The sequence below is a fragment of the Campylobacter sp. CFSAN093246 genome (genome assembly GCF_012889415.1).
Taxonomy (GTDB): Bacteria; Campylobacterota; Campylobacteria; order Campylobacterales; family Campylobacteraceae; genus Campylobacter_D; species Campylobacter_D jejuni.
Genome location: NZ_CP040613.1, coordinates 1,059,980 through 1,086,355, shown reverse-complemented (window position 1 = coordinate 1,086,355; position 26,376 = coordinate 1,059,980). Strand labels below are relative to the sequence as shown.

Annotated in this window: 26 protein-coding genes and 1 pseudogene; 10 read left to right on the top strand and 17 right to left on the bottom strand. The window is 29.0% G+C overall.

Features of this window, described 5'->3' with window-relative positions; all coding sequences use genetic code 11:
* Nucleotides 1-70 precede the first annotated feature (70 nt).
* The 5 genes from FBE87_RS05640 to FBE87_RS05620 all read right to left on the bottom strand — a co-directional run bounded on the left by FBE87_RS05640 (nt 71) and on the right by FBE87_RS05620 (nt 3,813).
* Nucleotides 71-256 carry a hypothetical protein gene (locus FBE87_RS05640; protein ID WP_002824157.1) on the bottom strand — a complete coding sequence of 62 codons (186 nt, stop codon included), beginning with the start codon at nt 254-256 and terminating at the stop codon, nt 71-73.
* On the bottom strand, nt 253-444 hold the full coding sequence (locus tag FBE87_RS05635; RefSeq protein WP_002795448.1) for a sigma factor-like helix-turn-helix DNA-binding protein: 192 nt from the start codon (nt 442-444) through the stop codon (nt 253-255). Before FBE87_RS05635 ends, FBE87_RS05640 begins: the two co-directional genes overlap by 4 nt.
* A 2-nt stretch (nt 445-446) precedes the next feature.
* Nucleotides 447-1,370, bottom strand: a complete 924-nt coding sequence (locus tag FBE87_RS05630; protein ID WP_052806498.1) for an AAA family ATPase — start codon at nt 1,368-1,370, stop codon at nt 447-449.
* Between the two features lie 170 nt (nt 1,371-1,540).
* Nucleotides 1,541-3,616 carry a DDE-type integrase/transposase/recombinase gene (locus FBE87_RS05625; RefSeq protein ID WP_100608275.1) on the bottom strand — a complete coding sequence of 692 codons (2,076 nt, stop codon included), beginning with the start codon at nt 3,614-3,616 and terminating at the stop codon, nt 1,541-1,543.
* Nucleotides 3,613-3,813 (bottom strand): hypothetical protein, encoded by a 201-nt coding sequence (locus FBE87_RS05620; protein WP_002826948.1) that lies wholly within the window; start codon nt 3,811-3,813, stop codon nt 3,613-3,615. The genes FBE87_RS05625 and FBE87_RS05620 overlap by 4 nt, the downstream gene beginning before the upstream one ends.
* A gap of 149 nt (nt 3,814-3,962) precedes the next feature.
* Here FBE87_RS05620 and FBE87_RS05615 point away from each other — a divergent pair, with 149 nt between their 5' ends.
* Complete coding sequence (locus FBE87_RS05615; protein WP_002791430.1) at nt 3,963-4,637, top strand: S24 family peptidase; 675 nt, start codon at nt 3,963-3,965, stop codon at nt 4,635-4,637.
* Entirely contained in the window at nt 4,637-5,338 is a 702-nt protein-coding gene (locus FBE87_RS05610) for a hypothetical protein (protein ID WP_057041943.1), read from the top strand. Before FBE87_RS05615 ends, FBE87_RS05610 begins: the two co-directional genes overlap by 1 nt.
* 321 nt (nt 5,339-5,659) lie before the next feature.
* Here FBE87_RS05610 and FBE87_RS05605 read toward each other — a convergent pair whose 3' ends face one another.
* The 7 genes and pseudogenes from FBE87_RS05605 to FBE87_RS05575 form a co-directional block, all read right to left on the bottom strand.
* Nucleotides 5,660-6,217: a hypothetical protein gene (locus FBE87_RS05605; protein WP_251822031.1), complete on the bottom strand. Its 558-nt coding sequence runs from the start codon at nt 6,215-6,217 to the stop codon at nt 5,660-5,662.
* Entirely contained in the window at nt 6,205-6,870 is a 666-nt protein-coding gene (locus FBE87_RS05600) for an acylneuraminate cytidylyltransferase family protein (RefSeq protein ID WP_002871705.1), read from the bottom strand. The genes FBE87_RS05605 and FBE87_RS05600 overlap by 13 nt, the downstream gene beginning before the upstream one ends.
* Nucleotides 6,867-7,199, bottom strand: a complete 333-nt coding sequence (locus FBE87_RS05595; RefSeq protein ID WP_019260376.1) for a hypothetical protein — start codon at nt 7,197-7,199, stop codon at nt 6,867-6,869. Before FBE87_RS05595 ends, FBE87_RS05600 begins: the two co-directional genes overlap by 4 nt.
* Nucleotides 7,192-7,815 (bottom strand): glycosyltransferase, encoded by a 624-nt coding sequence (locus FBE87_RS05590; protein ID WP_168940543.1) that lies wholly within the window; start codon nt 7,813-7,815, stop codon nt 7,192-7,194. Before FBE87_RS05590 ends, FBE87_RS05595 begins: the two co-directional genes overlap by 8 nt.
* Nucleotides 7,808-8,932 (bottom strand): UDP-N-acetylglucosamine 2-epimerase, encoded by a 1,125-nt coding sequence (gene neuC, locus FBE87_RS05585; protein ID WP_100621743.1) that lies wholly within the window; start codon nt 8,930-8,932, stop codon nt 7,808-7,810. Before neuC ends, FBE87_RS05590 begins: the two co-directional genes overlap by 8 nt.
* Nucleotides 8,929-9,969, bottom strand: a complete 1,041-nt coding sequence (neuB, locus tag FBE87_RS05580; RefSeq protein ID WP_002870496.1) for an N-acetylneuraminate synthase — start codon at nt 9,967-9,969, stop codon at nt 8,929-8,931. Before neuB ends, neuC begins: the two co-directional genes overlap by 4 nt.
* A pseudogene (locus tag FBE87_RS05575) lies at nt 9,970-10,847 on the bottom strand (alpha-2,3-sialyltransferase).
* Nucleotides 10,848-10,935: 88 nt separating this feature from the next.
* Between FBE87_RS05575 and FBE87_RS05570 the strand changes: the two are divergent.
* Nucleotides 10,936-11,829, top strand: a complete 894-nt coding sequence (locus tag FBE87_RS05570) for a glycosyltransferase family 2 protein (RefSeq protein WP_002859246.1) — start codon at nt 10,936-10,938, stop codon at nt 11,827-11,829.
* Here FBE87_RS05570 and FBE87_RS05565 read toward each other — a convergent pair.
* The 5 genes from FBE87_RS05565 to waaC are packed head-to-tail and all read right to left on the bottom strand — an operon-like array spanning nt 11,801 to nt 17,553.
* Nucleotides 11,801-12,859, bottom strand: coding sequence for a beta-1,4-N-acetylgalactosaminyltransferase (locus tag FBE87_RS05565; RefSeq protein WP_002859245.1), 1,059 nt, complete (start codon nt 12,857-12,859; stop codon nt 11,801-11,803). The two genes, FBE87_RS05570 and FBE87_RS05565, sit on opposite strands and share 29 nt — an antisense overlap.
* Nucleotides 12,860-12,915: 56 nt before the next feature.
* On the bottom strand, nt 12,916-14,100 hold the full coding sequence (locus FBE87_RS05560; RefSeq protein ID WP_052795191.1) for a glycosyltransferase family 2 protein: 1,185 nt from the start codon (nt 14,098-14,100) through the stop codon (nt 12,916-12,918).
* Between the two features lie 3 nt (nt 14,101-14,103).
* The gene (locus tag FBE87_RS05555) at nt 14,104-15,651 is read right to left on the bottom strand and encodes a glycosyltransferase (RefSeq protein ID WP_100621742.1); all 1,548 of its coding nucleotides are present in this window, start codon (nt 15,649-15,651) and stop codon (nt 14,104-14,106) included.
* Complete coding sequence (gene htrB, locus FBE87_RS05550; protein WP_100621741.1) at nt 15,648-16,535, bottom strand: lipid A biosynthesis lauroyl acyltransferase HtrB; 888 nt, start codon at nt 16,533-16,535, stop codon at nt 15,648-15,650. Before htrB ends, FBE87_RS05555 begins: the two co-directional genes overlap by 4 nt.
* Nucleotides 16,525-17,553, bottom strand: a complete 1,029-nt coding sequence (gene waaC, locus FBE87_RS05545) for a lipopolysaccharide heptosyltransferase I (RefSeq protein WP_004308585.1) — start codon at nt 17,551-17,553, stop codon at nt 16,525-16,527. Before waaC ends, htrB begins: the two co-directional genes overlap by 11 nt.
* A gap of 66 nt (nt 17,554-17,619) precedes the next feature.
* Here waaC and FBE87_RS05540 point away from each other — a divergent pair, with 66 nt between their 5' ends.
* Genes FBE87_RS05540 through pglB form a run of 7 tightly spaced genes read left to right on the top strand, consistent with a single transcriptional unit; the run spans nt 17,620 to nt 26,375 of the window.
* Complete coding sequence (locus tag FBE87_RS05540) at nt 17,620-18,414, top strand: 3'-5' exonuclease (RefSeq protein WP_002860221.1); 795 nt, start codon at nt 17,620-17,622, stop codon at nt 18,412-18,414.
* A 58-nt stretch (nt 18,415-18,472) separates the two neighbouring features.
* A complete protein-coding gene (gene galE, locus FBE87_RS05535) occupies nt 18,473-19,459 on the top strand; it encodes a UDP-glucose 4-epimerase GalE (protein WP_052775086.1) in 987 nt (328 codons plus the stop codon).
* Nucleotides 19,453-21,147 carry an ABC-type lipopolysaccharide transporter PglK gene (gene pglK, locus FBE87_RS05530; RefSeq protein ID WP_052775087.1) on the top strand — a complete coding sequence of 565 codons (1,695 nt, stop codon included), beginning with the start codon at nt 19,453-19,455 and terminating at the stop codon, nt 21,145-21,147. The genes galE and pglK overlap by 7 nt, the downstream gene beginning before the upstream one ends.
* Nucleotides 21,144-22,223, top strand: a complete 1,080-nt coding sequence (gene pglH, locus FBE87_RS05525) for a GalNAc-alpha-(1->4)-GalNAc-alpha-(1->3)-diNAcBac-PP-undecaprenol alpha-1,4-N-acetyl-D-galactosaminyltransferase (protein WP_100626274.1) — start codon at nt 21,144-21,146, stop codon at nt 22,221-22,223. The genes pglK and pglH overlap by 4 nt, the downstream gene beginning before the upstream one ends.
* Nucleotides 22,216-23,145 (top strand): GalNAc(5)-diNAcBac-PP-undecaprenol beta-1,3-glucosyltransferase, encoded by a 930-nt coding sequence (pglI, locus tag FBE87_RS05520; RefSeq protein WP_002866141.1) that lies wholly within the window; start codon nt 22,216-22,218, stop codon nt 23,143-23,145. The genes pglH and pglI overlap by 8 nt, the downstream gene beginning before the upstream one ends.
* On the top strand, nt 23,133-24,230 hold the full coding sequence (pglJ, locus tag FBE87_RS05515) for an N-acetylgalactosamine-N,N'-diacetylbacillosaminyl-diphospho-undecaprenol 4-alpha-N-acetylgalactosaminyltransferase (RefSeq protein WP_100621738.1): 1,098 nt from the start codon (nt 23,133-23,135) through the stop codon (nt 24,228-24,230). Before pglI ends, pglJ begins: the two co-directional genes overlap by 13 nt.
* A gap of 3 nt (nt 24,231-24,233) precedes the next feature.
* Nucleotides 24,234-26,375: an undecaprenyl-diphosphooligosaccharide--protein glycotransferase gene (gene pglB, locus FBE87_RS05510; protein ID WP_100621737.1), complete on the top strand. Its 2,142-nt coding sequence runs from the start codon at nt 24,234-24,236 to the stop codon at nt 26,373-26,375.
* Nucleotide 26,376 lies beyond the last annotated feature (1 nt).

The following is a 26,376-nucleotide window of genomic DNA, read 5'->3' as shown; positions in this document are numbered from 1 at the left end:
AAAAGAAAAAACTTAATCAAAACCAGCGAAGCGACGCCGTTAAGGCGAGGTTTCTATAAAGTGCTTTAATTTAAGCACTTTTGTTAAGCTTTTTACCCAAATGAAAACGAATGATTTTTTTTGCAATATAATCAGGATAAATTCCTTTTAAAACATCTACAAACACTCCACTTTCTTTATAAATAATGCTTACACCCTTTATCTCAAAAAGCGAAGCACTATAATCAGCTTTCTCACCTTTAATCATTGGTATCATTTTTTCTCTCCTTGTATTAAGTTTTCTTTCTTTGCTTTTTCTTTTTTGATTAAGTCAATCGTTTCAAAGATAGCCATCCACTTGTCTTTATTTTTAGGACTCTTTAACTTTCTAAGAGCTTCAGTATAGATTTGATGAACGCGTGTCACGCTAAGATTAAGTTCTTTAGCTATCTCTTCAAAACTCATTTTTAGCCCAGCATTAAAAATGATGCGGCAGCTTCTATGTGTTTAAGCTCAACCGCTTTTCCATCTGCAAATTCACAAGCTCTTTTTAAAAGCTTCTCACTTTTTCTAAAGTTGCCACGAGCGAGGTTAAAAACTAAATCAATAGCCTTTTTCTCCTCCACATCAAAATGATTACAAAGTGTTTTTAAGTCTTCATCTTTTAAACCTTCTTTGTTTTGGTAGCAAAGTCCTTTTAATTCCCATTTTGCACCAATTCTAGAGCTTAGTTGTCCGTACTCGTTGTAATCATTTCTGCCAATGCCTGTAAGATTGTTTTTAAGTTTTCTAGTACCTACTAAGATTAAAGCAGTATTTGAAAAATCATATATGCGTCTTAAGCACTCCAAAGCACGAAACGGCAAATGCTCACTCTCATCTATAATTAAAACCTTTGAAGTTCTTGCTAACTCGCTAGCAATGCCTCTAATCTTATCATCCAAAGAACCTTTAAAACACACATTGAGTTTATTTTCAAGCCCCACCAAAAGCATTCTTTTGCTTGTCTCAGTTGTTGCTTCAAAAAGCACCACTCTTGTTCCATTTTTAGCGGCATATTCTTTAATGGCTCTGCTTTTTCCAGTCCCCGCTTCGCCAATGATTACTCCCATTTCGCGATTGCTCATGGCACTTTCAATGGTTACATTAATCGCCTTTGCATCTTTAGTGGCAATAAAAGGTGTTTGAAGCTCTTTCACGCTTTTTTCTTCCACAAAGCTTTTAATGTATTTTTCAAGTAAAGGCTCTACTTTTAAAGCGTATTTATAGCTACTTCCTTCTTTCATATAGCCCACCATATAGCTTTTATTAATCCCTAAACGATCGGAGAGATTGTTTTGAGAGATGTTTTGGGTGCTTAAAAACTTTTTAGTAAGTTCTACTAATTGCATTTTTTATCCTTTCTCTTAACTTCACAGCGGAAGTAAATTCCGCTTTGTGAGCAGGAGCTTTGCTCCTTGCATCCACCTAAAGCCCCCGTCCCACTGAAGTGGGGGCATCTTTGTTTTAGAGCTTTATAAAAACTCTTTAAAACTTGAATTAATCAAGCTTTAAACAATTTTTAACCAGCAAAATATTTCTTTTCGACAAAAGCTTCCATGTCAAACTCGCTTTCATCGTTATTTATTTCTTTTTTAGCATTTAAAATAAGCTCATCCGCATTAGCATTGTTTTTAATCTCTTCTAATTCTCTTTGAGTTTTTAAGGCTTCTTTTGCAAGGGATTTTTGATGCACCTCTTTAGCTTCTACGAGTGAGTTTTCAAAAGCACTTTGTAAATCTTGTAAGTCTTGTTTAATATTAAGTTTAGTAAAGGCGGCAATCTCATCTTTTTTAAGCACTTCTTTAATCGCTTTAACTTCACTTTCATAACCTTTTTTAAGCATTTTATAGCTTTCTTTACTAAGTTTAGCGATACTTTCATCAAGTGCTAGACAAAGAAAGTTTCCGCTTAAATCATAAATGAAAAGTTCTTTAATATTATCGATATTTTGCACACATTTAACCCTTGTGCCAACACTTGGCATTAAAGCACTTTTATAAACTCTACTTTCAAAGTTAATGCCTTTTTTGCCCACAACCCTAAGTTCTTTATTTCCAGCGTTAAACAAAAATTCTTCATAAGATATTTTTACAATAGATCTATCGCATGAGTTCCAAAGTTCAAGTGGAGTTTTAACGCCTTTTTTGCGGCGAACTTTGCTCATGTTCCACTTGATCACTTCAGCTTCCAAAAGCTCACAAGCTTCGCTAAAGGTGTGAAGGAGTTTTTGATTAGTTTTTTTAGCAAAGCCGTATTCATCTTTAGCTTTTCTTTCTTTCTTAGGAGTTTTTTGCTCTATCATTTCTCTTTTAGCTAAGCTATTTCCAATGTGACCGTGCATTTGAGATAATCTAGCTCTTTGAAGTGTTCCAAAACGCCTTTCAACTAAAGCTTTTTGCTCTCCTGCGTAAGCAATAGCTGCATCATAGCTTATATTAAGACTATCAAGTAAGCTTTGAAAATCTTTTGAAAGATAATCTTTACCATTATCCCCTTTAATCATATCAGGCTTACCAAACTTATCTATGGCTTTCCATAAAAGTCTAGTTAGGCTTAAAGAGTTTGATTTTCCTACTAAGGTAGCTACTCCCATGCCACTAAAGACATCAACGACACTTAAGATGTGTGGGCGGAAAGGCTCTAGTGTTTCATCATCTCTTACTATAAAATCAGCTGGAGAGCTATCGATTTGCCAACACATGTTTTTCATATCATAAAGCTCTCTTTGATTGCCTTGTGCAGGGAGAAACTTAGATTTTGCACGATCTAAGCCTTGAGTGATAATACAATGCTCCAAAGGCTTGTCTTTATAATAGTTTTTAATGAAATTTTGTAAGGTTTTTACACTAAAGAGTGGCTTTACTTTTCCCAAATCAAAACCTATAAAGTCATAATTTTCTTTAGTAGCTGCTTCTTTATGGATTTGCCACCAAAGCTCAGTAAAGTTAAATCCACCTGCTCCAAAGGTGCGATACTCTCTTAAGGCATATTCTTGCATCCAAGCACTAAGTTTAGTTTTATCTTTGCGATGAAGTCCGCGAGTGTCGACTAAGCCTAGGATGCCATTTTCTTTATATGCTTTGCGAATTCTAAAAATTTCTATTTTAGAAATACCGCATAATTCCAAAGCTCTTTTCTGCTTAAGTCCTCCTTCAATATATTTTTCTACTTGCTTTAAAGACTTAAGCTTTTCTCTAGCATTGTTTTTAATTTCATCGCTTAAATTTTCAAACTTTATATTTAAAACAGCCAAATCATTGTCTATTTTTGGCTCTGTTAAATTTAAATTACTAGTTTTTAAACTATTATTTGTAGTTTTTAAATTATCGGTAGTAATAATTTCGATCAATTTAACTTTTTGCATTTTTTCATTAAAAATCAAAGTATTTTTACTGATTAATTCTTGATTAAAAGCGGTTAAAAGCTCATCTTTGCTTATTTTAAATAGTAGTTTTTTACCACCCCTGCCACCTTTTTCATTATCCACTTTTAGCCACTCATATTTATTTGAGTTTCTACTTACTGCAAGCCTCAAAGCTCCTGTGCTTACATTAAAAGTTTGTGCGGCTTCTTTGGTTTCTAAGAAGTAACTCATGAACAAGCCTTAGGCATTTCATCAATGATTTTAAGTTCTAAAAGTTTTTCATAAACTGCTCTAGTGTTTTTCTTCGCTTTGTATTTTCCTAAATATTCACCTTTTATAACGCGAATAGTACTTAAATAGTCAAGATTGTGTTTTTGTGCGAATTTTTTTATATTAATACCATTATCTTCGAAGTATTGTTTTAACATTTTTTTCCTTTAATTTGATATTTTTATATCAAATTGAGTTATTTTAAGATACAATTTGCTATTAAAATATCAAATTATAAGACAAAATGCGAATTAAGTCAAGATATTTTATCGCATTTTGTGAATTTTTTAATAAAAGAAGGCTTATAATGCATAAAACAGCAGACATTTTGAATAGAGTTTATGCTCTGTTAAATATCACCGATGATAAAGAATTTTGTGGAATTTTTAAAGTAAAACCCAATACATTAAGCACTTGGAGAACTAGAAATACCATTCCCTACGATTTATTAATGAAAATTTCAAAAGAACACAATATTTCACTTGATGCTATCTTTTTTGACAAAATGCGAATTATAGATGATATTTTGAAATTAAGATATTATACAGATGCGGCAGCCGCCGCTGGATATGGTGCTATAAATAGTCAATTAGAATATACTGAGATAGCAATAAGTAAAAAATTTGCCTGCGAAGCCTTAGGATTACCGCCTTTAGCTAAACTCGATATTATTAAAGTTATAGGAGATAGTATGGAGCCTTTTATCCATAGTGGAGATGTTATAGCTATTGATGTGAGCAAAAATAAACTTGACCTTGTTAAAAACGGAGATATTGTGGTTATCAACCTTGATGGCGAAATTTACTGTAAAAAGCTTTTAAAACAACCATTTGTAAATGAAATTGTATTAAGTTCTATGAACTCTTTTTACAAAGATATTGTTGTTAATATTGAGCATATTAACAACGCTGAAATTATAGGCGTTGTTTGTAAGGCAATATCAATTAAAACTTTTGAAAATGCTATTATAAAGTACGAGTGATGTTATATTTTATTATTATAATATTGATTGTAACAATTGGTTTATTTGTTTATTCTGGTTTTAGAATAAAATCAAAATTAATAAAAATAGCAACAAACGACACTCTTACTAAACAAGATTTAAAAGAAATAGAAGCAATATCTAAATATTATGAAATTTCTTTAATGGAAGCAGCTAAAATTCATTATGGTAAAGCCATGATTACAGAAGAAATGATTTTAAGATTAGAAAGACCTTATCGAGAATTATATGAGCAGTGTAAAAATTTTTCTACAAATAAACATGAAAAAATTTCACATTATCTCTCTTCAAATAATCAAGATAATTATTTAGAAGCAATAAATTTTATCTTAATCGCAGAAGAAAGTGTTAGCATAGCTTTAAAATCAAAAAATAAAGATACTGCAGAAAGCAGAAGAAAACTTGCATTAGAAATGGAACAAAAAATACAGGAAAGACATCCCAAAGCCTATGGCTTAATTATAGATACAATTCAACTTTTGGAAGATAATTATGATGTAAGTCTTTTTGAAAATCAATGTATTAAGTATTATGAAGAAGCTGGGAAATTAAAAACTATTAAATCCAAACAAAAAAGAATTGATTGTATAAATGATTTAATAAAAGAAGCTGAGGCAAATCCTAAAATTGATAGAAAATTTGTTGATTTTTGGAAAAACAAAGTAAAAGAAATAATATAATTACATTTTAAGTTTAAGTTTTATGGAAAGATAAAATGCAACCAAAAAGTATCATTTTATTTTTCTATGGTTACATTTTATTTTTCCGCCGACAATATCTCTAAAATAAAGTTTATTTGGATTATAGTAGTTTTTATGATTTTTTCTTCTAGTAGGTCAAGATATTGGTTTATTTTTAAATTAAGATCAATATCATAAAAATCAGCAAAATGATATCTCCACCATTGAATTTTTAATAATCTTTCTATTGTTTTTTCATCAAATCTATATTTGATAATTTTGGCTGGAATTCCTGCAACTATAGCATAAGGTAGTACATCTTTAGTAAGTACAGCTCTTTGTCTTATGACACATCCAGTCCCAAGTGTGATACCCTTGTTTAAGCAAAACATCTTTTCCTATCCAAACATCATCTTGTATAATTAAATGCGTTATTGATGAGCTTGGATTATGGTTAACTATAGGAAATGTTTTGTTGATGTGATTTTGGCAAGCGTCGTTAATAAAACTATGATTTGTTTCATAGGTAAAACTTGCAGTGCTGATTCTATCCATAGAATGTTGAAAGTTAAACATAGAAACCCCATCAGCAATTGAACAATACCTTCCAACTTTTGCATAATGAGGTAGAAAAGATCCGCTAAAAGAAAATGAACCCATTTCATGTAAGATATTGCTAAATTTAAAAGCATAATATTCTTCTATCCCCAGCCCAGCCACACTCTCTAGTTGATTGTTTTCCAATGGAATGGTTATAAAATCTTTGGTTTTTAGTCTTGAAAATCTTCTAGGATTTTCTATGTAAGTTTTTGTATAAATATTATATTGCTTTAATAAATTTAATATATTTTTATTGCATTTTAAGGTTATTTTTTCCATATCTGTTCAACCTTTTTTAAATCCTCCAAACAGTCAATATCTAAACTTGAGCTTTCGTCCATTAAAAAATACTTGGTTTTGTTTTGCAAAAAGCTAGGATTGTTTAAAAATTCTTTTATCTTTAAAATATAAATTGCACCATTGCTCATATAAGTTTTAGGCAATTTTTGCCTTGGCATAAAAGGATATTCATCATTACAAATCCCTGCTAAATCGCCATAATCATTACAAACAAAGGCTTTTAGAATTTTATTATCACATTCGCTTACGCTAATTAGGGCATTTGCATTGCTATTTTTATAAAGATTAAAAGCTTTATCAATATGAATATTTGTTCTTAGTGGCGAAGTGGGTTGTAAAAAAATCACATCTTCATAATCTTTATAAAATTTTAGAGCATGTAAAAGCACTTTATCGCTTGTAGTATCATCTTGCGCAAGGCTAATTGGGCGTTTTAAAATATCAACATTTTGGCTTTTTGCATAATTTAAAATTACATCACTATCGCTGCTTACAAGGACTTTGCTAATGCTTTTAGCATTTAGTGCAGCTTTAATCGTGTAATAAATTAAAGGTTTATTGTTTAATAAAACCAAATTTTTATTTTTAATACCCTTTGAGCCACCACGAGCAGGGATTATTGCTAAGCTCATTTTATCTCTCCTTGAAATTTCTTTAATATTTGCTCGATTACAGGGCGTTTTAGCATGGCAAAGTCTATTTTTTTAGCCTCTTTGCTCTTACGATGAAAGGCCTGAAATTCTTCTAAACTCAAGATATCTAAATATTGTTGGTAATCGTTTCGGCGGTATTTTAAGGCAGGAAAATGCCACTGAAGTAGGGGAGCTTGTAGTATTTTCACTCCTTGAGATAAGACTTGTTGCTCGGAGTAGAGTTCTTCTATAAGTCCCTTAGGATCTATCCATTGGCTTTTTTTTGAAACCCTTCTTTCTATAAAGCTACTATTTCTTCTTTTAATCAAGAGTTGATCCCCTCCCCCCTATGAATCCATAATTTCCACTATTTTGCACATAAATATTTCCATTTAAGATTATAAAATTAATTCTTGGGTAGCATAAGGCTTTATTTTTTTGATCAATCCTATAAAAACTCTTATAAAGCTTCTTGGCATCGTAGTAATGATCCACATCGATTTTTATAAACCACTCATCTAAGGGTATAAAAGATGCTGCCCAATTGTAATAAGAGTAAAGTTTATTTTCTTCATTTTTAGGATTTTCTAGATCTACTTTATAAGGATATTTTTTAGCAATGAAGTTGGGATATTGCTTGCAAAATTCTAAAATAAGCTCTTCACTCCCATCATCACAGTCGTTGTAAGCTATAATTCCTCTTTGTAAAGCAGGTAGTATACTTTCTAAAGAAACTCTTAGGGTTAAAGCTTCATTTTTAACCCTGATAAATCCCCAAGGATTAAGGGGTGATTTCACATCCTTAGCCTTTTCATCAAGGTCAAAAAAGCCCTTATGTTTTTTTCCATAGATGTTTTTATTTTCCTTAATGAAATGCTCATTATCTAAAACCAATTTTTTAGAAATCGAGTATCTTTTATATAAAGAAATGATTTTTTTAAGCATGTTTTATATCCTTAAAAACTTTTTGTGTGTTAAGTTTAAAAAATTCTCCGCTTTGTAAATATTCAAAAAATAATTTTGAGCTATCTAAAATCTCTAACTTGGCGCTAAATAAATCTTGTTTTTTATGAATGGTATTAATAGCTTTTAGTATTTCATCACTATTTGCATTAACTTTTAGTGTATTTTCATTGCCAAGTCTTCCATTTTGCCTTGAGCCAACTAAAATTCCTGCTGTTTTTAAGTATAAGGCCTCTTTTAAAATACAACTTGAATTACCTATTATAAAATCAGCATTTTTTAACAAAGTTATAAAATACTCAAATCTAAGCGATGGAAAAAGCTTAAATCTAGGGTTATTTTTAAGCTCTTCATAGCTTTGCAAGATTAATTCAAAACCTAAATCATTATTTGGATAAATAACAATATAATTTTTGTTACTTTGTATCAGTGCTTTTACTAAATTATCTGCTTGATTTTTAATGCTAGTAATTTCAGTTGTAACAGGATGAAACATAAGCAAAGCGTAGTTTTCATAATTTATATCATAATATTTTTTTGCTTCGCTAAGTGAAATTTTATTATCGTTTAAAAGTTCTAAATCAGGCGAACCTATGATAAAAATAGATTTTTCATCTTCTCCAAGCTGCATTAAACGCCTTTTTGCAAACTCATCATTTGCTAAATGAATATGTGCTAGTTTTGATATAGCGTGGCGTAAGCTATCGTCAATAGTTCCTGAAATCTCTCCGCCTTCAATATGCGCTACTAAGATATTATTTAATGCTCCAACAATAGCTGCTGCTAAAGGCTCGATTCTATCTCCATGTACTACGATTAAATCAGGTTTTAACTCATTTACATACCTTGAAAATCCATCAATTGTAGTGGCTAAAGCCTTATCAGTTTGATAATATTTATCATAATTTATAAATTCATAAATATTTTTAAAGCCATTTTTATAAAGCTCTTTAACTGTATAGCCAAAATTTTTGTTTAAGTGCATTCCTGTTGCAAAGATGTAAAGCTCAAATTCGCTTGAGTTTTGCACCCTGTACATTAAAGATTTAATCTTAGAATAATCAGCCCTAGTACCTGTTATAAAAAGGATTTTTTTCACGCAAAATCCTCATAGCTTAACTGAGTATCATTTTCTATATCTCTTAATGCTTTTTTGCCTAAAATATTTTCAAATTCAACCGCACTAATTCCACCAAGTCCAGGTCTTTTAACCCAGATATTGTCCATAGATAAAACTTCGCCTTTTTTAATATCTTTAATACTAACTACGCTTGCAAAGGCAAAATCAATTGTAACTTGTTCTTGCTTAGCTGCTTTTTTGCTTTCATTATTTCCTCTCATTATAGCCATTTGCTCACTTTGCATAATTAGCTCTTTTAAAGCCTTTGTATCCATAGAACAAACTATATCAGGGCCACTTCTATCCATACTATCAGTAAAATGTCTTTCAAGCACACAAGCACCAAGTGCAACCGCACCTAAACACGCAAGATTATCTGTTGTGTGGTCGCTTAAGCCTACCATGCAAGAAAATTCTTTTTTTAATTCAAGCATAGCGTTTAATCTTACAAGATTATGTGGGGTTGGGTAAAGATTGGTCGTGTGCATTAAAACAAAGGGAATTTCATTGTCTAATAAGATTTTTACAGTTGGTTTTATACTTTCAATACTATTCATTCCTGTGCTAACTATCATAGGCTTTTTAAAGGCTGCTATGTGTTTAATAAGCGGATAATTATTACACTCACCTGAACCAATCTTAAAAGCACTAACTCCCATATCTTCTAAGCGGTTTGCACCTGCACGAGAAAAAGGTGTGCTAAGATAAACAAGACCTAATTTTTCTGTGTATTCTTTAAGTGCTAGCTCATCTTTATAATCTAAAGCACATTTTTGCATAATCTCATAAATGCTTATTTTTGCATTACCAGGAATTACTTTTTTAGCGGCCTTACTCATCTCATCTTCAACGATGTGGGTTTGATGCTTTATAATCTTAGCACCTGCGCTAAAGGCTGCATCTACCATAATTTTAGCTAGTTCTAAACTGCCATTATGATTAATGCCTATTTCAGGTACGACTAAGGGTGCTTTTTCTTCACTTATGATTATATTTTGTATTTTTATTTCTTTCATTTATTTTCCTTTGAAATAATGCTTTATATCACTAGGTAATTTTAATAAATCTTGTAAAATCTTAAAATAAATATTTTCTTTAAGTTTAGGTTTATTTGGAAGATTAAAATTTTTTGAGAAATTATTATAAGCTTCTTTGGACGGTATGAGTATATCTTTAATATAGTTGTTTTTTTCTTGTATGATAAAATTTGAATTTAAATTTGGTGCTAGCTCTATAAAATTTGCTAAAAGACTGTTAGGACATAAGCAATATAGCTTTATTTCGTAAGTTTTTTCTAGAAATTCTAAAGCTTTTAGGTCTGTATTTTTGCTGTGTCCGATATAGTGTGAGCGATCATTTTTAAAATCAGGGGCTAGTTTTAAAAGATTTTCTTTTTTGGTATCAAAAGCATACCCCCCCCATTATCATAAAAATCAATCCCTGTAAGATAAATTTCTTTGTATCCTAGAGCTATAGCTACTGCACACATATAGACTCCTGAGGTAATTCTTTGATTAAAATAAATTTCGTGAAATTTAAAATAAGCATTAAATTCTTTAAGTTGTTTAAAAAAATCATATCCCAAACGAGCATCAGGAAAATAATCATAAAAGTTTTTTAAAAAATTTTCATTTTCTATATGAGCTAGATTAAAATTAGAACACATGATTAATTCTGTCTCGTATTCTTGATTTTGGATTAAATGTTTTAAAGTGTAGTATTGCTCAAAAAAGAGGATGGTGTTGTAAAATACTGCTTTGCATTTTTTACCAAGATAGTATTTATCTTCAAAATAAAATTGATTGCATCTAAATACATCAAAATCATTTGGCAGTCTTGAATAATCAATTTCTTTTAAGCTTGGCCCATTTCCAGCAATAATAACTTTTTTCATAATTATTTTCCATCAAGATTTATTTTTAATGATTTTATCAAAATGGGTTTTATGTTATAATTAAATTATAATAAAATAAGGAATAAACATGTCTAAAATTTCAATCATCTTACCAACTTATAATGTGGAACAATATATAGCAAGGGCAATAGAAAGTTGTATCAATCAGACTTTTAAAAATATAGAAATAATTGTAGTTGATGATTGTGGAAGTGATAAAAGTATAGATATAGCTAAAGAATATGCCAAAAAAGATGATAGAATAAAAATCATACATAATGAAGAAAATTTAAAACTTTTAAGAGCTAGATATGAAGGTGTAAAAGTAGCAAACTCTCCTTATATAATGTTTTTAGATCCTGATGATTATTTAGAACTTAATGCTTGTGAAGAATGTATGAAAATTTTAAAAAACAATGAAATAGATTTATTATTTTTTAATGCATTTGTATTGGAAAATAATAATAAAATAGAAAGAAAGTTGAATTTTCAAGAAAAATGTTATGCAAAAAAAGATTTTTTAAAAGAACTATTAAAAACTAAAAATTTATTTTGGACAGTGTGGGCAAAAGTTATAAAAAAAGAATTATATCTCAAGGCTGTTGGTTTAATATCGCTAGAAAATGCTAAAATAAATATGGCTGAAGATGTTTTATTATACTACCCTTTGATAAATATTTCAAATACTATATTTCACTTGAGTAAAAATTTATACAATTATCAAATAAATAATTTCTCTATAACCAAAACATTAACATTGCAAAATATAAAAACAAATATACAAGAACAAGATAATGTTCTATATCTTCTAAAGAAGATGCAATATAATTACAATTTTAACTTAACTTTGCTTAAATTAATTGAGTATTTTTTATTAATTGAAAAATACTCATTATCAAGCAAGCGAAATGTTCTTTGTTTTAAAATCAATATTTTTTTTAAAAAAATCCAATTTAAATTTTATCGCTTGTTGAAGATGTAAGCTTTTTGTACACTTTTTTTAATGTTTTGTATTCTAGCATTTTAAAATCTATTTGATTTTTTAATTTTTCTTTATAATTTTTAATAAAATCATCTAAGCTAACCCAATTTAACTGCTTATAATCATTTTTTCTATAATTTTTTATAAATGGAAAATGATAATTATTAAGTTCTGTAGTAAAATAAATTCTATTTCTAACTTTTAAAATTTCATATGATTTTGCATTCTCTATATTATTTTTTGCAGTATTCCACTTAAATGTATCATCTTCAATAAGTATTTCTTTCCAAAATAAGTTAGTGTTTTGTATTGCTAAACAATCTCCAGGAGCTTTTAAAATCTCCCCCTCCTTATTCTGATAAACATAAAATTTTTCTTCATTAAATATAAAATCTATCCTAGAGTAACTAATTACATGATAATTTTTTCTAGGTATATAAAAACTCTTATATAATTTTTTTGCATCATAATAATGATCCACATCTATTTTTATAAGCCATTCATCTTTTGGTATAAAACTTGCAACATAATTATAATAGCTATAGAGTTTATTTTCTTCTGATTTTGGGTTTTGAATTTGAATTTCATAAGGATATTTTATTGGTATAAATGAAGGATATTGTTTGCAAAATTCTAGAATTATTTCTTCACTTCCATCGGTACAATCATTATATCCTATAACACCTCTTTGGATAGCAGGCAATATACTTTCAAGAGAAGCTTTTAAGGTAATAGCTTCATTTTTTACTCGTATAAAAGCCCAAGGATTCAAAGGAGATTTTGGATCTTTAGATTTTTCATCATAATTAAAATATCCTTTATGCTCCTCACCTATAATAGCTTTATTAAGTTTAATTAAATCTTCATTGTTGTATTTATTAATTTGCGCAAGAGTTTTTTTTGGTAGATAAGAATCGATTTTATCTCGTTGTATGTTTTTTAGTAAAAATGTTTTTTTTATTTTATGTCTAATTTTTCTAAAAGGGATGAATAAGCAAATTATTTTCACAAAGTATGATTGAAATAGCATATTAAAATATTTTCTCCTATAATTATAGTGATTATACCTAAAAATTAATTAATTTTTTATATTTTTATTATTAAATATTTTTTTATTTTTTGCCAAAATTTCCAAATATCGTAAGGAAGTTTTGTTTGAATAAAAGGCTTAATTAAAACCAATTGTTCCTTTAAATTTAAAGGATCTTTTTTAAATTTTTTAATCATTAAAGCTTTTTTGGCATAGCAAGGTAAAAATGTTTCTTTTATAGCAAGTGCATTTTCGCTTTTTTGATCTTTAAAAAATTCTATCAATTTTAAAGCAGTTATAACCCTGCTTGCTGCTTTTAAATAATTTTTTGCTTCCTTAGCGTTTTCCCCGAAAGTTTCATATATATCTTTAAAATACTCTGACACATTTGCTTTTGTAATCTTCTTATCATGATTTGATATGCTGTTTGCTCTTAAACGGCACAAATACAACTTTTGCGATAAAACATAAATTTTATTAGCACTAGCAAACAAAATTATTCCAAAGTGTATATCTTCATTGATAATAAAATTTATAAATTTAAGTTTAATTTGCTTTAAAAAATTAAAATCAATCATTCCATTCCATCCAAAAGAAATATCTCTAGATCCTACACTTAATGCTCGATTTGCATATTCTTTTGGAGTGATTATACATTCTTCTTTAAAATTAAAAATTTCCATCCTTGTTTTTTTGTGCTTATTTTTTATATTGTCTTCATAGGTGCAATCATGGTCAAACCACAATACATCCACATTTTTCATTCTTATAACACATTCTTCTATACAATTTAATTCCCAATAATTATCACTATCTAAGAATATAATATAATCTATACTAGGGTAAGTAAAATTGGTTAAATCTTTTTCATTATTAAAAGCTTGAGAGCTTTTATATGCTTTATATATATTATAAGGATTATTACTATCCAATTGAAATTCTATTAAAGAATTTTCTTTTATATGTTGAGTTTTGTTTTTTAATTTATACTTTCCACTAAAGTATTCTATACCTACGTTTCTAGCTGAACTTAAACCCCCATTTTTCTTATCAAAAAGAGTTATTCTTTTATCTTTTAAGGTATATTTTTTTGCAATATTAAGTGAGTTTTCATCTGTACTACCATCATTTACAAGCATGATTTCTAAGTTGGTATAGGTTTGATTAATTACGCTATCTAAGCACTCTCTTAGATATTTTTCTACATTATAGATTGGTATAACTACACCTATTTTCTTCATGTTTTATCTCCAAGAAATCTTTTTATTTTTGATGGTATCTAAATAAATTTGATGATTGCTTTCAAGCATTTTTTTGCTATTTTCTTCGTGATAAATATGATAAGCAATAGCTTTAAATTTTAAGCGTCTAAAAATACCTTTATTAAATAAAAATCTAGCAACAAATTCGCTATCTTCTCTACCCCAACCAATAAAATTTTCATTAAAACCATCAAGTTCATCAAAATCAGTTTTAAAAAAACTCATATTACAGGTTTTACTGCCCCTTACTATTTCCTTGGTATCAAAAAATTTTTGCTCTATTTTTGAAAATTTATAGATAATTTTAGCTAAAAAAGAATTTTTAGAACTTTTAAAATCTTTTTTATTAAAAGCTAAACTATAATTATTGTTTTTTAAGATTTCTTCGCTTTCATTTTTATTTAAAATTACTCTTGAACCTTGTAAAATTACTTTGCGTTTTGCAAATTCTAAATGATTTTTTACAAAGTCTTTTTCTAAAATCATATCACCATCAATTAAAATTATATATTCACTTTTAGAAGCTTTAATAGCATTATTTCTACTTTTTGCAGCACGAAAACCCTCATCTTCTTGCCAAATGTGTTTTAAAGGGCAAGGAAAATCTTTTTGATATTCTTCAATAAGCCTTGCTGTATCTTTTTTGCTACCATCATCTGCGATTAAAACTTCATTGGGTAAAAAGGCTAGATTTTTAACACTATCAAGCACTAATTTAAGGCGTTCTTTTTGATTATAAGTTGTTATTATTAAAGCGCAAGTTTTTGGCTTTTGCTTTTGAAGTTCATATAATTTCATGTATTTAAAAAAAGTCCCTAAGGCATTGCAAACGCTAATTATAAAACCCTTATAACCATATAAAAAGCCATTTTTTAAAAAATAATTTCTAAAAAAAGTCCAAAAAGCTCTTAAATTTGCTTTTAAAACACCACTTTTTTTGTGTATATTTTGTTTTGCCCAAAGGCTTGAGTAGTACTGCATTTTGTCAATTAGGTGGGAAATATCTCTAAAAGCATAATGCCTTAATCCATTTTTAAGATAAATTTTTTTAGCATTACTTGGCAAAACAAGGCTTTCATGTACTAAATTATCATTAAAACGAGTGAAATTTTTATTAAAAATTCTCCAAACATAATCAGGCCACCAACCACATGCCTTTATCCATTCGCCTTTATAGAGATTTTTACGACTAAGTGCGATGATATTATCTTCTTGAAGTTCTAAATTTTTAAGCTCTTTAATACACTCATTTTCAAGCACTTCATCAGCATCAATGCTTAAAATCCAATCATTTTTTGCATAACTTAAAGCAAGGTTTTTTAAAGCTCCAAAACCTATAAAAGCACTGTGGTAAATGTGCAAATTAGCAAAATCTTTTTTAAATTCATTAGCTATATTTAGGGTATTATCACTACTTTCATTGTTAAGTAAAATAATTTCATCAAAATCTTTTAAAGAATTTAAACATTCAAGCAAGGTTTGTTTTGCATTTTTTACGATGATAATAGCACTTATTTGCTTTAGATTCATTTTGCATCCTTGTAAATTTCCTTATTATAACTTGCAAAGCGTCTATGAAAAAAAAAGTATTCCCAAGGTCTTTTTTTAATCATTTCTTCGCAACTTTGTGCTTGATAAAGTGTCAGTTCTTTTAAGCTTGCATTTTGAGAATCTTTTACTTTAAAAAACTCTATGCAAAATTTACCATCTTCTTTATAGGCATAAACAGGGATGATCAAAGCATTACTTCTTTGTGCGATAAGGCTTGCTCCCATTTGATAATTCACTTCTTTGTTAAAAAATTTTAATCTTACGCTTTCGTTTTCTACACAGTCTTGATCAGTTAAAATTCCCAAAGTTCTCCCTTTTTTTAGAGCGCTTAGCATTTGTCTTATGCCGCCTTTTTTGTCGATAAGTTCTATGTCAAATTGGGTGCGACTTTGGCTTAAAATTTCATACATAATTTCACTTTTTAACTTTTTCCCTACTATAGAAATCGCACCATATTTAGCTGCATAAGCAAGGCTTAAAATTTCCCAGTTTCCATAGTGTGCAGTTGTGAAGATAATAGGACGATTTAAAGCTAGAGCATCTATAAGAAAATTTTCATTGATGAAATTTACTTTATTGAGAATTTTTTCTTTGGTGGTGTTTTGATTTTGCAAACAATCAATTCCAAATTGAGCAAAATTTTCATAAATTTTCAAAGACAATTTATCGCGTTCTTTTTGAGTGTATTGAGGGAAGCAGATTTGCAAATTTGTATCGATGATTTTGCGATGTTTTTTGTTAAGATAAAAAGTGATTCTTGCTACAATCAAAGCTAAAAAATGCAAGATACACTCAGGCATAAAAGTAACAAAAAATTTCAAAATATAATAAAGACTAAGATATATTCTATCACTATTTTTCATTAAGTAAGCCTTTGGCAAGTTTGAAGATATCTTCTTCTTCTATACGCGTGATACAAAAATCACTTTTATCGATATGCTTGGCATTTTGGATTTTTTTACCTGCATCAATGATTTTATTGATATGAGTTTGAAAAGCATTGCGGTAGCTTGGTGTTGCACCAAAAATCGTAATAGATGCCTTATTTAAAGCAAAAGCCAAATGTGTTGGACCACTATCATTTCCTATGATAAGATCCATCATTTTTGTAAAAGCCATTAGCTCTTCAAGGCTGAATTTTGGTGCTAATTCTATATGTGTTTCATCAATACCACTAAGATTTAAAACCTCTTTGGCAAATTCGTATTCTTTTACATTTCCCCAAGCGAGCCAAATTTTTGCTTGTTGAAATTCATTGATTAAAAGTTTGCAAAGTATAGCAAGTTTGGTTTTAGGATAGATTTTATTTTCTACACTTGAACCCACGTGTATGAGTATGTTTTTTTCGTTTTTGTCGAGCTTGAGTTTATTGTTTAAGAGTTGTTTTAAATTTTCATCTACGCTAAAAATATCTTGTTTAAAGGCTAAATTTTTGACATTAAAATCAGTATTTAACATAAAGGAGGTAAGACTTAAGTATCTTACAAATACATTTTCATTGTAATCTAACTCAAGTTTTTGGTTGTAGAAATTATGAGCAAAACTTTCTTTAAGACTATTTTTATCAAAACCAAAATTATTTCTACTTAAAATTCGACTTACAATAGCAGATTTTATAAGCCCTTGTAGATCTATTACTACATTATAGTTGTTTTTTCTTGCTTTAAGAAGAATTTTTAGGCTTTTTAAAATTTTTTTGTCTTTTAAAGGCAGGGCATAGAGTTTGTCTATTAAAGGATGGTTTTTAAGTATGCCTTCAAATTTTTCATCTACAAACCAATGAATTTCTATATCTTTTTTAAAATTTTTGATAAATTGCAAAACCACGGCACTTTGGATAATATCACCAAGTGCTGACAAACGAACAATTGCTATTTTCATTAAAAGCCTAATATTTTAAAATTTTTGCTATGATTTTAGCGAAATTATTTAAAAAAAGGTTAAAAAATGGCAAAAAATGAAGGTTATATTTGTGTTTTTGATTGTGAGAGTGTGCCAGATGTTGAGCTTATCCGCAAAACTTTGGGTTTTGAAGGAAGTGATTTAGAGGTAAGTTTAAAAGCACTTCAGTGGCAAAAAGAACAAAGTGGGAGTGAGTTTTTGCCTTTGCCTTATCATAAAATTATCAGTATTTGTGCGGTTTTAAGTGATAATTTTGGAAAATTTATCAAAGTAAATAAAATTGATGGGCAAAATGAAAAAGAAATGATTGAGAATTTTTTCAATTTTATAGAAAATTATGAGCCAAAATTAGTCAGCTTTAATGGTAAAAATTTCGATATGCCTGTTCTTGTTTTAAGGGCTTTAAAATACAATTTAAAAGCAGCAACTTATTTAGATACTCAAAGTGATAAATGGAATAATTATAAAACAAGATTTTCAGAATTAAAACATTGTGATTTATTAGAATCCTTAGGATCTAATGGGCGTGGAATAAAGCTTGATACACTTTGCTCTATGGTGGGTTTGCCAGGAAAATATGATGTGCATGGCGATGAGGTGATGAAACTTTTTTATGAAAATGAACTTGAAAAAATTCACGAATATTGTGAAAGTGATGTTTTAAACACCTATATGCTTTTTTTAAAATATGAACTTATTAAAGCTAATGTTAGTGAAGAAGATTATGTTGATTTTCTTTCTTATATGAGAGATTTTTTGCGTGAAAAAAAATCAGATCGTTCCTATACAGAAGTTTTTGCAAAAGCTTGTGAGAGTGAAATTTCAAAAGTTCAATCTTAAGTATTTAAGAAAGTATATTAAAATTTATTTTTGACATTTTTTAAAAAAAGGAATGATGATGAAAATTCTTATTAGCGGTGGTGCAGGTTATATAGGTTCTCATACTTTAAGACAATTTTTAAAAACAGATCATGAAATTTGTGTTTTAGATAATCTTTCTAAGGGTTCTAAAATCGCAATAGAAGATTTGCAAAAAATAAGAGCTTTTAAATTTTTCGAACAAGATTTAAGTGATTTTCAAGGCGTAAAAGCATTGTTTGAGAGAGAAAAATTTGACGCTATTGTGCATTTTGCAGCAAGCATTGAAGTTTTTGAAAGTATGCAAAATCCTTTAAAATATTATATAAACAACACTGTTAATACGACAAATCTCATCGAAACTTGTTTGCAAACTGGAGTAAATAAATTTATATTTTCTTCAACGGCAGCCACTTATGGCGAACCACAAACTCCTGTTGTGAGCGAAACAAGCCCTTTAGCACCTATTAATCCTTATGGGCGTAGTAAGCTTATGAGTGAAGAGGTTTTGCGTGATGCAAGTATGGCAAATCCTGAATTTAAGCATTGTATTTTAAGATATTTTAATGTTGCAGGTGCTTGTATGGATTATACTTTAGGACAACGCTATCCAAAAGCAACATTACTCATAAAAGTTGCAGCTGAATGTGCCGCAGGAAAACGTGATAAACTTTTCATATTTGGCGATGATTATGATACAAAAGATGGTACTTGCATAAGAGATTTTATCCATGTAGATGATATTTCAAGTGCGCATTTAGCGGCTTTGGATTATTTACAAGAGAATGAAAGTAATGTTTTTAATGTAGGTTATGGGCATGGTTTTAGCGTAAAAGAAGTGATTGAAGCGATGAAAAAAGTTAGTGGAGTGGATTTTAAAGTAGAACTTGCCCCACGCCGTGCAGGTGATCCTAGTGTGTTGATTTCTGATGCAAGTAAAATCAGAAATCTTACTTCTTGGCAGCCTAAATATGATGATTTAGAGCTTATTTGCAAATCTGCTTTTGATTGGGAAAAACAGTGTTAAAAAAACTTTTTTTTATTTTAAGTAAGGAAGATAAAAATTTTTTATTTTTTTTGCTTGTTTTTTCAGTATTTGTTTCTTTTATAGAAACTTTTGCGATTTCTTTGGTAATGCCTTTTATCACTTTGGCCAGTGATTTTTCTTATTTTGATCGTAATAAATATTTAATCAGCTTAAAAGAATATCTTAATATCCCTGTTTTTGAAATCATTGTTTATTTTGGGGTGGGGCTTATTGTTTTTTATGTGTTTAGAGCTTTGTTAAATGCGTATTATTTTCATCTTTTAGCAAGATTTTCTAAAGGGCGTTATCATGTGATCGGTTATAAGGTTTTTTCTAAATTTTTAAATATTAATTATGAAAAATTTACTCAAAAAAATCAATCTGAAATTTTAAAGTCCATTACAGGGGAAGTTTATAATCTAAGCACTATGATTTCATCATTTTTGCTTTTGATGAGTGAAATTTTTGTAGTGCTTTTGCTTTATGCTTTAATGCTTTTGATTAATTATAAAATCACTTTATTTTTAAGTATTTTTATGGTGTTAAATGCCTTTATTTTAGTGAAAATTTTAAGCCCTATCATTAAAAAAGCAGGAGTAAGACGCGAAGAAGCGATGAAAAATTTCTTTGAAATTTTAAATACAAATTTAAATAATTTCAAATTTATTAAGCTTAAAACCAAAGAAGATGGAGTATTAAGTCTTTTTAAAGCGCAAAGTGAAGCTTTTTCTAAAGCAAATATTACCAACGAAAGTGTAGCTGCGGTGCCTAGAATTTATCTTGAAGGAATAGGTTTTTGTGTACTTGTTTTTATCGTGGTATTTTTGGTGTTGAAAAATGAAAGTGATATTTCAGGTATTTTATCCACGATTTCTATTTTTGTTTTAGCGCTTTATCGCTTAATGCCAAGTGCAAATCGTATTATTACAAGTTATCATGATTTGCTTTATTATCATTCTTCTTTGGATATTATTTATCAAAATTTAAGACAAGAAGAAGAAAATTTGGGCGAGGAAAAATTAAGCTTTAATCAAGAGCTTAAAATTTGCAATCTTAGCTTTGGTTATGAGGGAAAAAAACATTTATTTAAAAATCTTAATTTAAACATTAAAAAAGGCGAAAAAATCGCTTTTATAGGGGAGAGTGGTTGTGGAAAAAGCACCTTAGTAGATCTTATCATAGGACTTTTAAAACCAAAAGAAGGGCAAATTTTAATTGATGAGCAAGAATTAAATGCAAATAATACAAAAAATTATCGCCAAAAAATAGGCTATATCCCGCAAAATATCTATCTTTTTAATGACAGTATAGCTAAAAATATCACTTTTGGAGATGCGGTTGATGAAGAAAAACTTAATAGGGTTATCAAACAAGCAAATTTAGAGCATTTTATAAAAAATTTATCTCAAGGAGTGCAAACAAAAGTGGGTGATGGGGGGAGTAATTTAAGCGGGGGACAAAAACAACGCATAGCTATAGCAAGAGCTTTATATTTAGAGCCTGAAATTTTAGTGCTTGATGAAGCAACTTCTGCTCTTGATACTCAAAGTGAAGCAAAAATCATGGATGAAATTTATAAAATTTCTAAAGATAAAACCATGATTATTATCGCACATCGCCTTTCTACGATAACGCAATGTGATAAGGTTTATCGTTTAGAACACGGTAAGCTTAAAGAGGAGAAATGATGAAAATAAGCTTTATTATCGCAACTTTAAATTCAGGAGGCGCTGAGCGTGTTTTAGTAACCTTAGCTAATACACTTTGCAAAGAGCATGAAGTAAGTATTATTAAATTTCATGAAGGAGAATCTTTTTATAAGCTTGAAAATGAAGTTAAAGTTACAAGTTTAGAACAATTTAGATTTGATACGCTTTATCATAAAATCGCAAGTCGTTTTAAGAAATTTTTTGCTTTAAGAAAGGCTTTGAAAGAAAGTAAGGCTGATGTTTTTATTTCTTTTTTGGATACGACTAATATTGCTTGTATTGCTGCGAAAATAGGGTTTAAAACTCCACTCATTATAAGTGAGCATAGCAATGAAGCGTATTTAAAACCTAAAATTTGGCGTTTTTTAAGAAGGGTAAGCTATCCTTTTTGTGATGCTTTAAGTGTGCTTGGAAGCAGTGATAAGGTGTATTATGAAAGATTTGTAAAAAGGGTTAAGCTTTTATTAAATCCTTGTCATTTTAGCGATGAAATTCCTTTTGATTCTAGTTTTGAAAAGGAAAATTTGGTTCTTTTTATAGGGCGTTTAGATCACAACAAAAACCCTGCAATGTTTTTAAAAGCTATAGCGCATTTGGATAAAAATTTGCAAGAAAATTATAAATTTGTTATAGCAGGAGATGGAGAGTTAAGGCAAGAACTTGAATACAAGGTAAAATCTTTAGGAATAAAAGTTGATTTTTTAGGACGAGTTGAAAATGTCAAGACTCTTTATGAAAAAGCAAAAGTGCTTTGTCTTTGTTCTTTTGTAGAGGGTTTGCCAACGGTTTTAATTGAAAGTTTGTATTTTGAGGTTTGTAGAATTTCAAGTTCTTATTATAATGGTGCTAAGGATTTAATCAAAGATAATCATGATGGGCTTTTGATAGGTTGTGATGATGAAATAGCACTTGCTAAAAAACTTGAACTTGTTTTAAATAATGAAAATTTTAGAAAAGAACTTGTAAATAATGCCAAACAAAGGTGTAAAGACTTTGAAATTTCTCATATCAAAGAAGAATGGCTTAAGCTTATAGTTGAGGTTAAAAATGCCTAAACTTTCTGTTATAGTACCAACTTTTAATCGTCAAGTTTTACTAGAAAAGGCTATTAAAAGCATACAAAATCAAGATTTTAAAGATTTAGAAATTATTGTAAGCGATGATAATTCTAGCGATGATACTAAAAGTGTGGTGCAAAATTTACAAAAAGATGATGATCGCATTAAGTATTTTTTAAATCAAAATTACAAACAAGGCCCAAATGGCAATAAAAACAATGGCTTAGATCAAGCAAGTGGCGAGTTTGTAACTTTTTTAGATGATGATGATGAGCTTTTATCCGGGGCTTTAAGTACCTTGATGCAAAAAGCAAATGAGGGTTATGCTCATGTTTTTGGAAATTGTTTGATAGAAAAAGAAGGAAATTTAAGCAAGGAATTTAGCGGCAAGGGCTTGGAAAAAGATAGTGAAATTTCTAAAAAAGATTTTTTAATGGCTAAATTTAGCGGAGAGTTTTTTTCTGTTTTTAAAAAATCCCTACTTGAAAATAAGCGTTTTAATGAAGAATTTTATGGCAATGAAGCCACGCTTTGGGTAAATTTATACAAAGAAAAAAGTTTTTATATCCATAAGGCTTTTAGGATTTATAGAATTTTTAGGCAAGATAGCGTGACTTTAGGTGCGAGTAAAAATGCTCATAGGGTGTATTTGGGATATTTAGAGCTTGCTAAAATTTTAGAAAATGAACTTAGAATGAGTAAGGATAAAGATTATAAAAAAACTTGTGCGAGTTATTATAAAATGGCAGCTTATTATGCAAAACTTGCAAAAAATTATAAAGCCCTTTATAAATGTTTGTTTAAAAGCCTAAGTATAAAAATCAACGCTCCTGCTTTGATATTACTCATTTTAAGTATAATTCCAAATAATATGATTGAAAAATTATCAAAAATTCGGGTGGCTTTATGCAAAAATTAGGCATTTTTATTTATTCTTTAGGAAGTGGTGGTGCTGAAAGAGTTGTGGCGACTTTATTGCCTATTTTAAGTTTGAAATTTGAAGTGCATTTGATCTTGATGAATGATAAAATTTCTTATGAAATTCCAGAGTGTCAAATTCATTTTTTAGAATGTTCAAAACCTAGTGAAAATCCTATTTTGAAATTTTTAAAACTACCTTTTTTGGCTTTAAAATACAAAAAACTTTGCAGAAATTTAGGTATTGATACAGAATTTGTTTTTTTAAATCGACCTAATTATATAGCCTTAATAGCAAGAATGTTTGGAAACAAAACTCGCCTTGTGATCAATGAATGCACTACGCCAAGTGTGATGTATATGAAAAATAATTTTAATTCTTTGGCAAATAAATTTCTAATTTCTTTGCTTTACCCAAAAGCTGATTTAATCTTGCCTAATTCTAAGGGAAATTTAGAAGATTTAGTGCAAAATTTTAGTATAAGTCCAAAAAAATGTGAAATTTTATACAATGCCATCGATTTAGAAAACATAGGGCAAAAAGCCCTTGAAGACATAGCTTTAAAAGATAAATTTATTTTAAGTGTAGGCAGGCTTGATAAAGGTAAAAATCATGCTTTATTAATTCGTGCTTATGCGAGATTGAAAACAGATTTAAAGCTTGTGATTTTAGGTGAAGGTGTGCTTAAGGATGAGCTTTTAGCTTTGATTAAAGAATTAAATTTGGAAGAAAAGGTTTTGCTTTTAGGATTTGATAATAATCCTTATAAATACATGGCTAAATGCGAATTTTTTGCTTTTGCTTCTGTGTTTGAAGGTTTTTCAAATGTTTTAATCGAAAGTTTGGCTTGTTCTTGTGCGGTGGTTTGCACTGATCATAAAAGTGGTGCAAGAGAGCTTTTTGGCGATGATGAATTTGGACTTTTAGTAGAAGTAGATAATGAAAACTCTATGTTTCAGGGTTTAAAAACTATGCTTGAAGACGATAAATTAAGAAAAGCGTATAAAAACAAAGCTAAAACTAGGGCTAAAGCCTTTGATAAAGTAAAAATTGCACGCGATGCTTTGAAATATTTATTAGGATAAAAGATGTTGAAAAAAGAGTATTTAAAAAACCCTTATTTAGTTTTGTTTGCGATGATTGTATTAGCTTATGTTTTTAGTGTATTTTGCAGGTTTTATTGGGTTTGGTGGGCAAGTGAGTTTAACGAGTATTTTTTCAATAATCAATTAATGATCATTTCAAACGATGGCTATGCTTTTGCTGAGGGCGCAAGAGATATGATAGCAGGTTTTCATCAGCCTAATGATTTGAGTTATTATGGATCTTCTTTATCTACGCTTACTTATTGGCTTTATAAAATCACACCTTTTTCTTTTGAAAGTATCATTTTATATATGAGTACTTTTTTATCTTCTTTGGTGGTGATTCCTATTATTTTACTAGCTAATGAATACAAACGCCCTTTAATGGGCTTTGTAGCTGCTCTTTTAGCAAGTGTAGCAAACAGTTATTATAATCGCACTATGAGTGGGTATTATGATACGGATATGCTGGTAATTGTTTTACCTATGTTTATTTTATTTTTTATGGTAAGAATGATTTTAAAAAAAGACTTTTTTTCATTGATTGCCTTGCCATTATTTATAGGAATTTATCTTTGGTGGTATCCTTCAAGTTATACTTTAAATGTAGCTTTAATTGGACTTTTTTTAATTTATACACTTATTTTTCATAGAAAAGAAAAGATTTTTTATATAGCTGTGATTTTGTCTTCTCTTACTCTTTCAAATATAGCATGGTTTTATCAAAGTGCCATTATAGTAATACTTTTTGCTTTATTTGCTTTAGAGCAAAAACGCTTAAATTTTATGATTATAGGAATTTTAGGTAGTGCAACTTTGATATTTTTGATTTTAAGCGGTGGGGTTGATCCCATACTTTATCAGCTTAAATTTTATATTTTTAGAAGTGATGAAAGTGCGAATTTAACACAGGGCTTTATGTATTTTAATGTCAATCAAACCATACAAGAAGTTGAAAATGTAGATTTTAGCGAATTTATGCGAAGAATTAGTGGTAGTGAAATTGTTTTCTTGTTTTCTTTGTTTGGTTTTGTATGGCTTTTGAGAAAACATAAAAGTATGATTATGGCTTTACCTATATTGGTGCTTGGGTTTTTAGCCTTAAAAGGGGGGCTTAGATTTACCATTTATTCTGTACCTGTAATGGCTTTAGGATTTGGTTTTTTATTGAGCGAGTTTAAGGCTATATTGGTTAAAAAATATAGCCAATTAACTTCAAATGTTTGTATTGTTTTTGCAACTATTTTGACTTTGGCTCCAGTATTTATCCATATTTACAACTATAAAGCGCCAACAGTTTTTTCTCAAAATGAAGCATCATTATTAAATCAATTAAAAAATATAGCCAATAGAGAAGATTATGTGGTAACTTGGTGGGATTATGGTTATCCTGTGCGTTATTATAGCGATGTGAAAACTTTAGTAGATGGTGGAAAGCATTTAGGTAAGGATAATTTTTTCCCTTCTTTTTCTTTAAGTAAAGATGAACAAGCTGCAGCTAATATGGCAAGACTTAGTGTAGAATATACAGAAAAAAGCTTTTATGCTCCGCAAAATGATATTTTAAAATCAGACATTTTACAAGCCATGATGAAAGATTATAATCAAAGCAATGTGGATTTATTTCTAGCTTCATTATCAAAACCTGATTTTAAAATCGATACACCAAAAACTCGTGATATTTATCTTTATATGCCCACTAGAATGTCTTTGATTTTTTCTACGGTGGCTAGTTTTTCTTTTATTAATTTAGATACAGGAGTTTTGGATAAACCTTTTACCTTTAGCACAGCTTATCCACTTGATGTTAAAAATGGAGAAATTTATCTTAGCAACGGAGTGGTTTTAAGTGATGATTTTAGAAGTTTTAAAATAGGTGATAATGTGGTTTCTGTAAATAGTATCGTAGAGATTAATTCTATTAAACAAGGTGAATACAAAATCACTCCAATCGATGATAAGGCTCAGTTTTATATTTTTTATTTAAAGGATAGTGCTATTCCTTACGCACAATTTATTTTAATGGATAAAACCATGTTTAATAGTGCTTATGTGCAAATGTTTTTTTTGGGAAATTATGATAAGAATTTATTTGACTTGGTGATTAATTCTAGAGATGCTAAAGTTTTTAAACTTAAAATTTAAG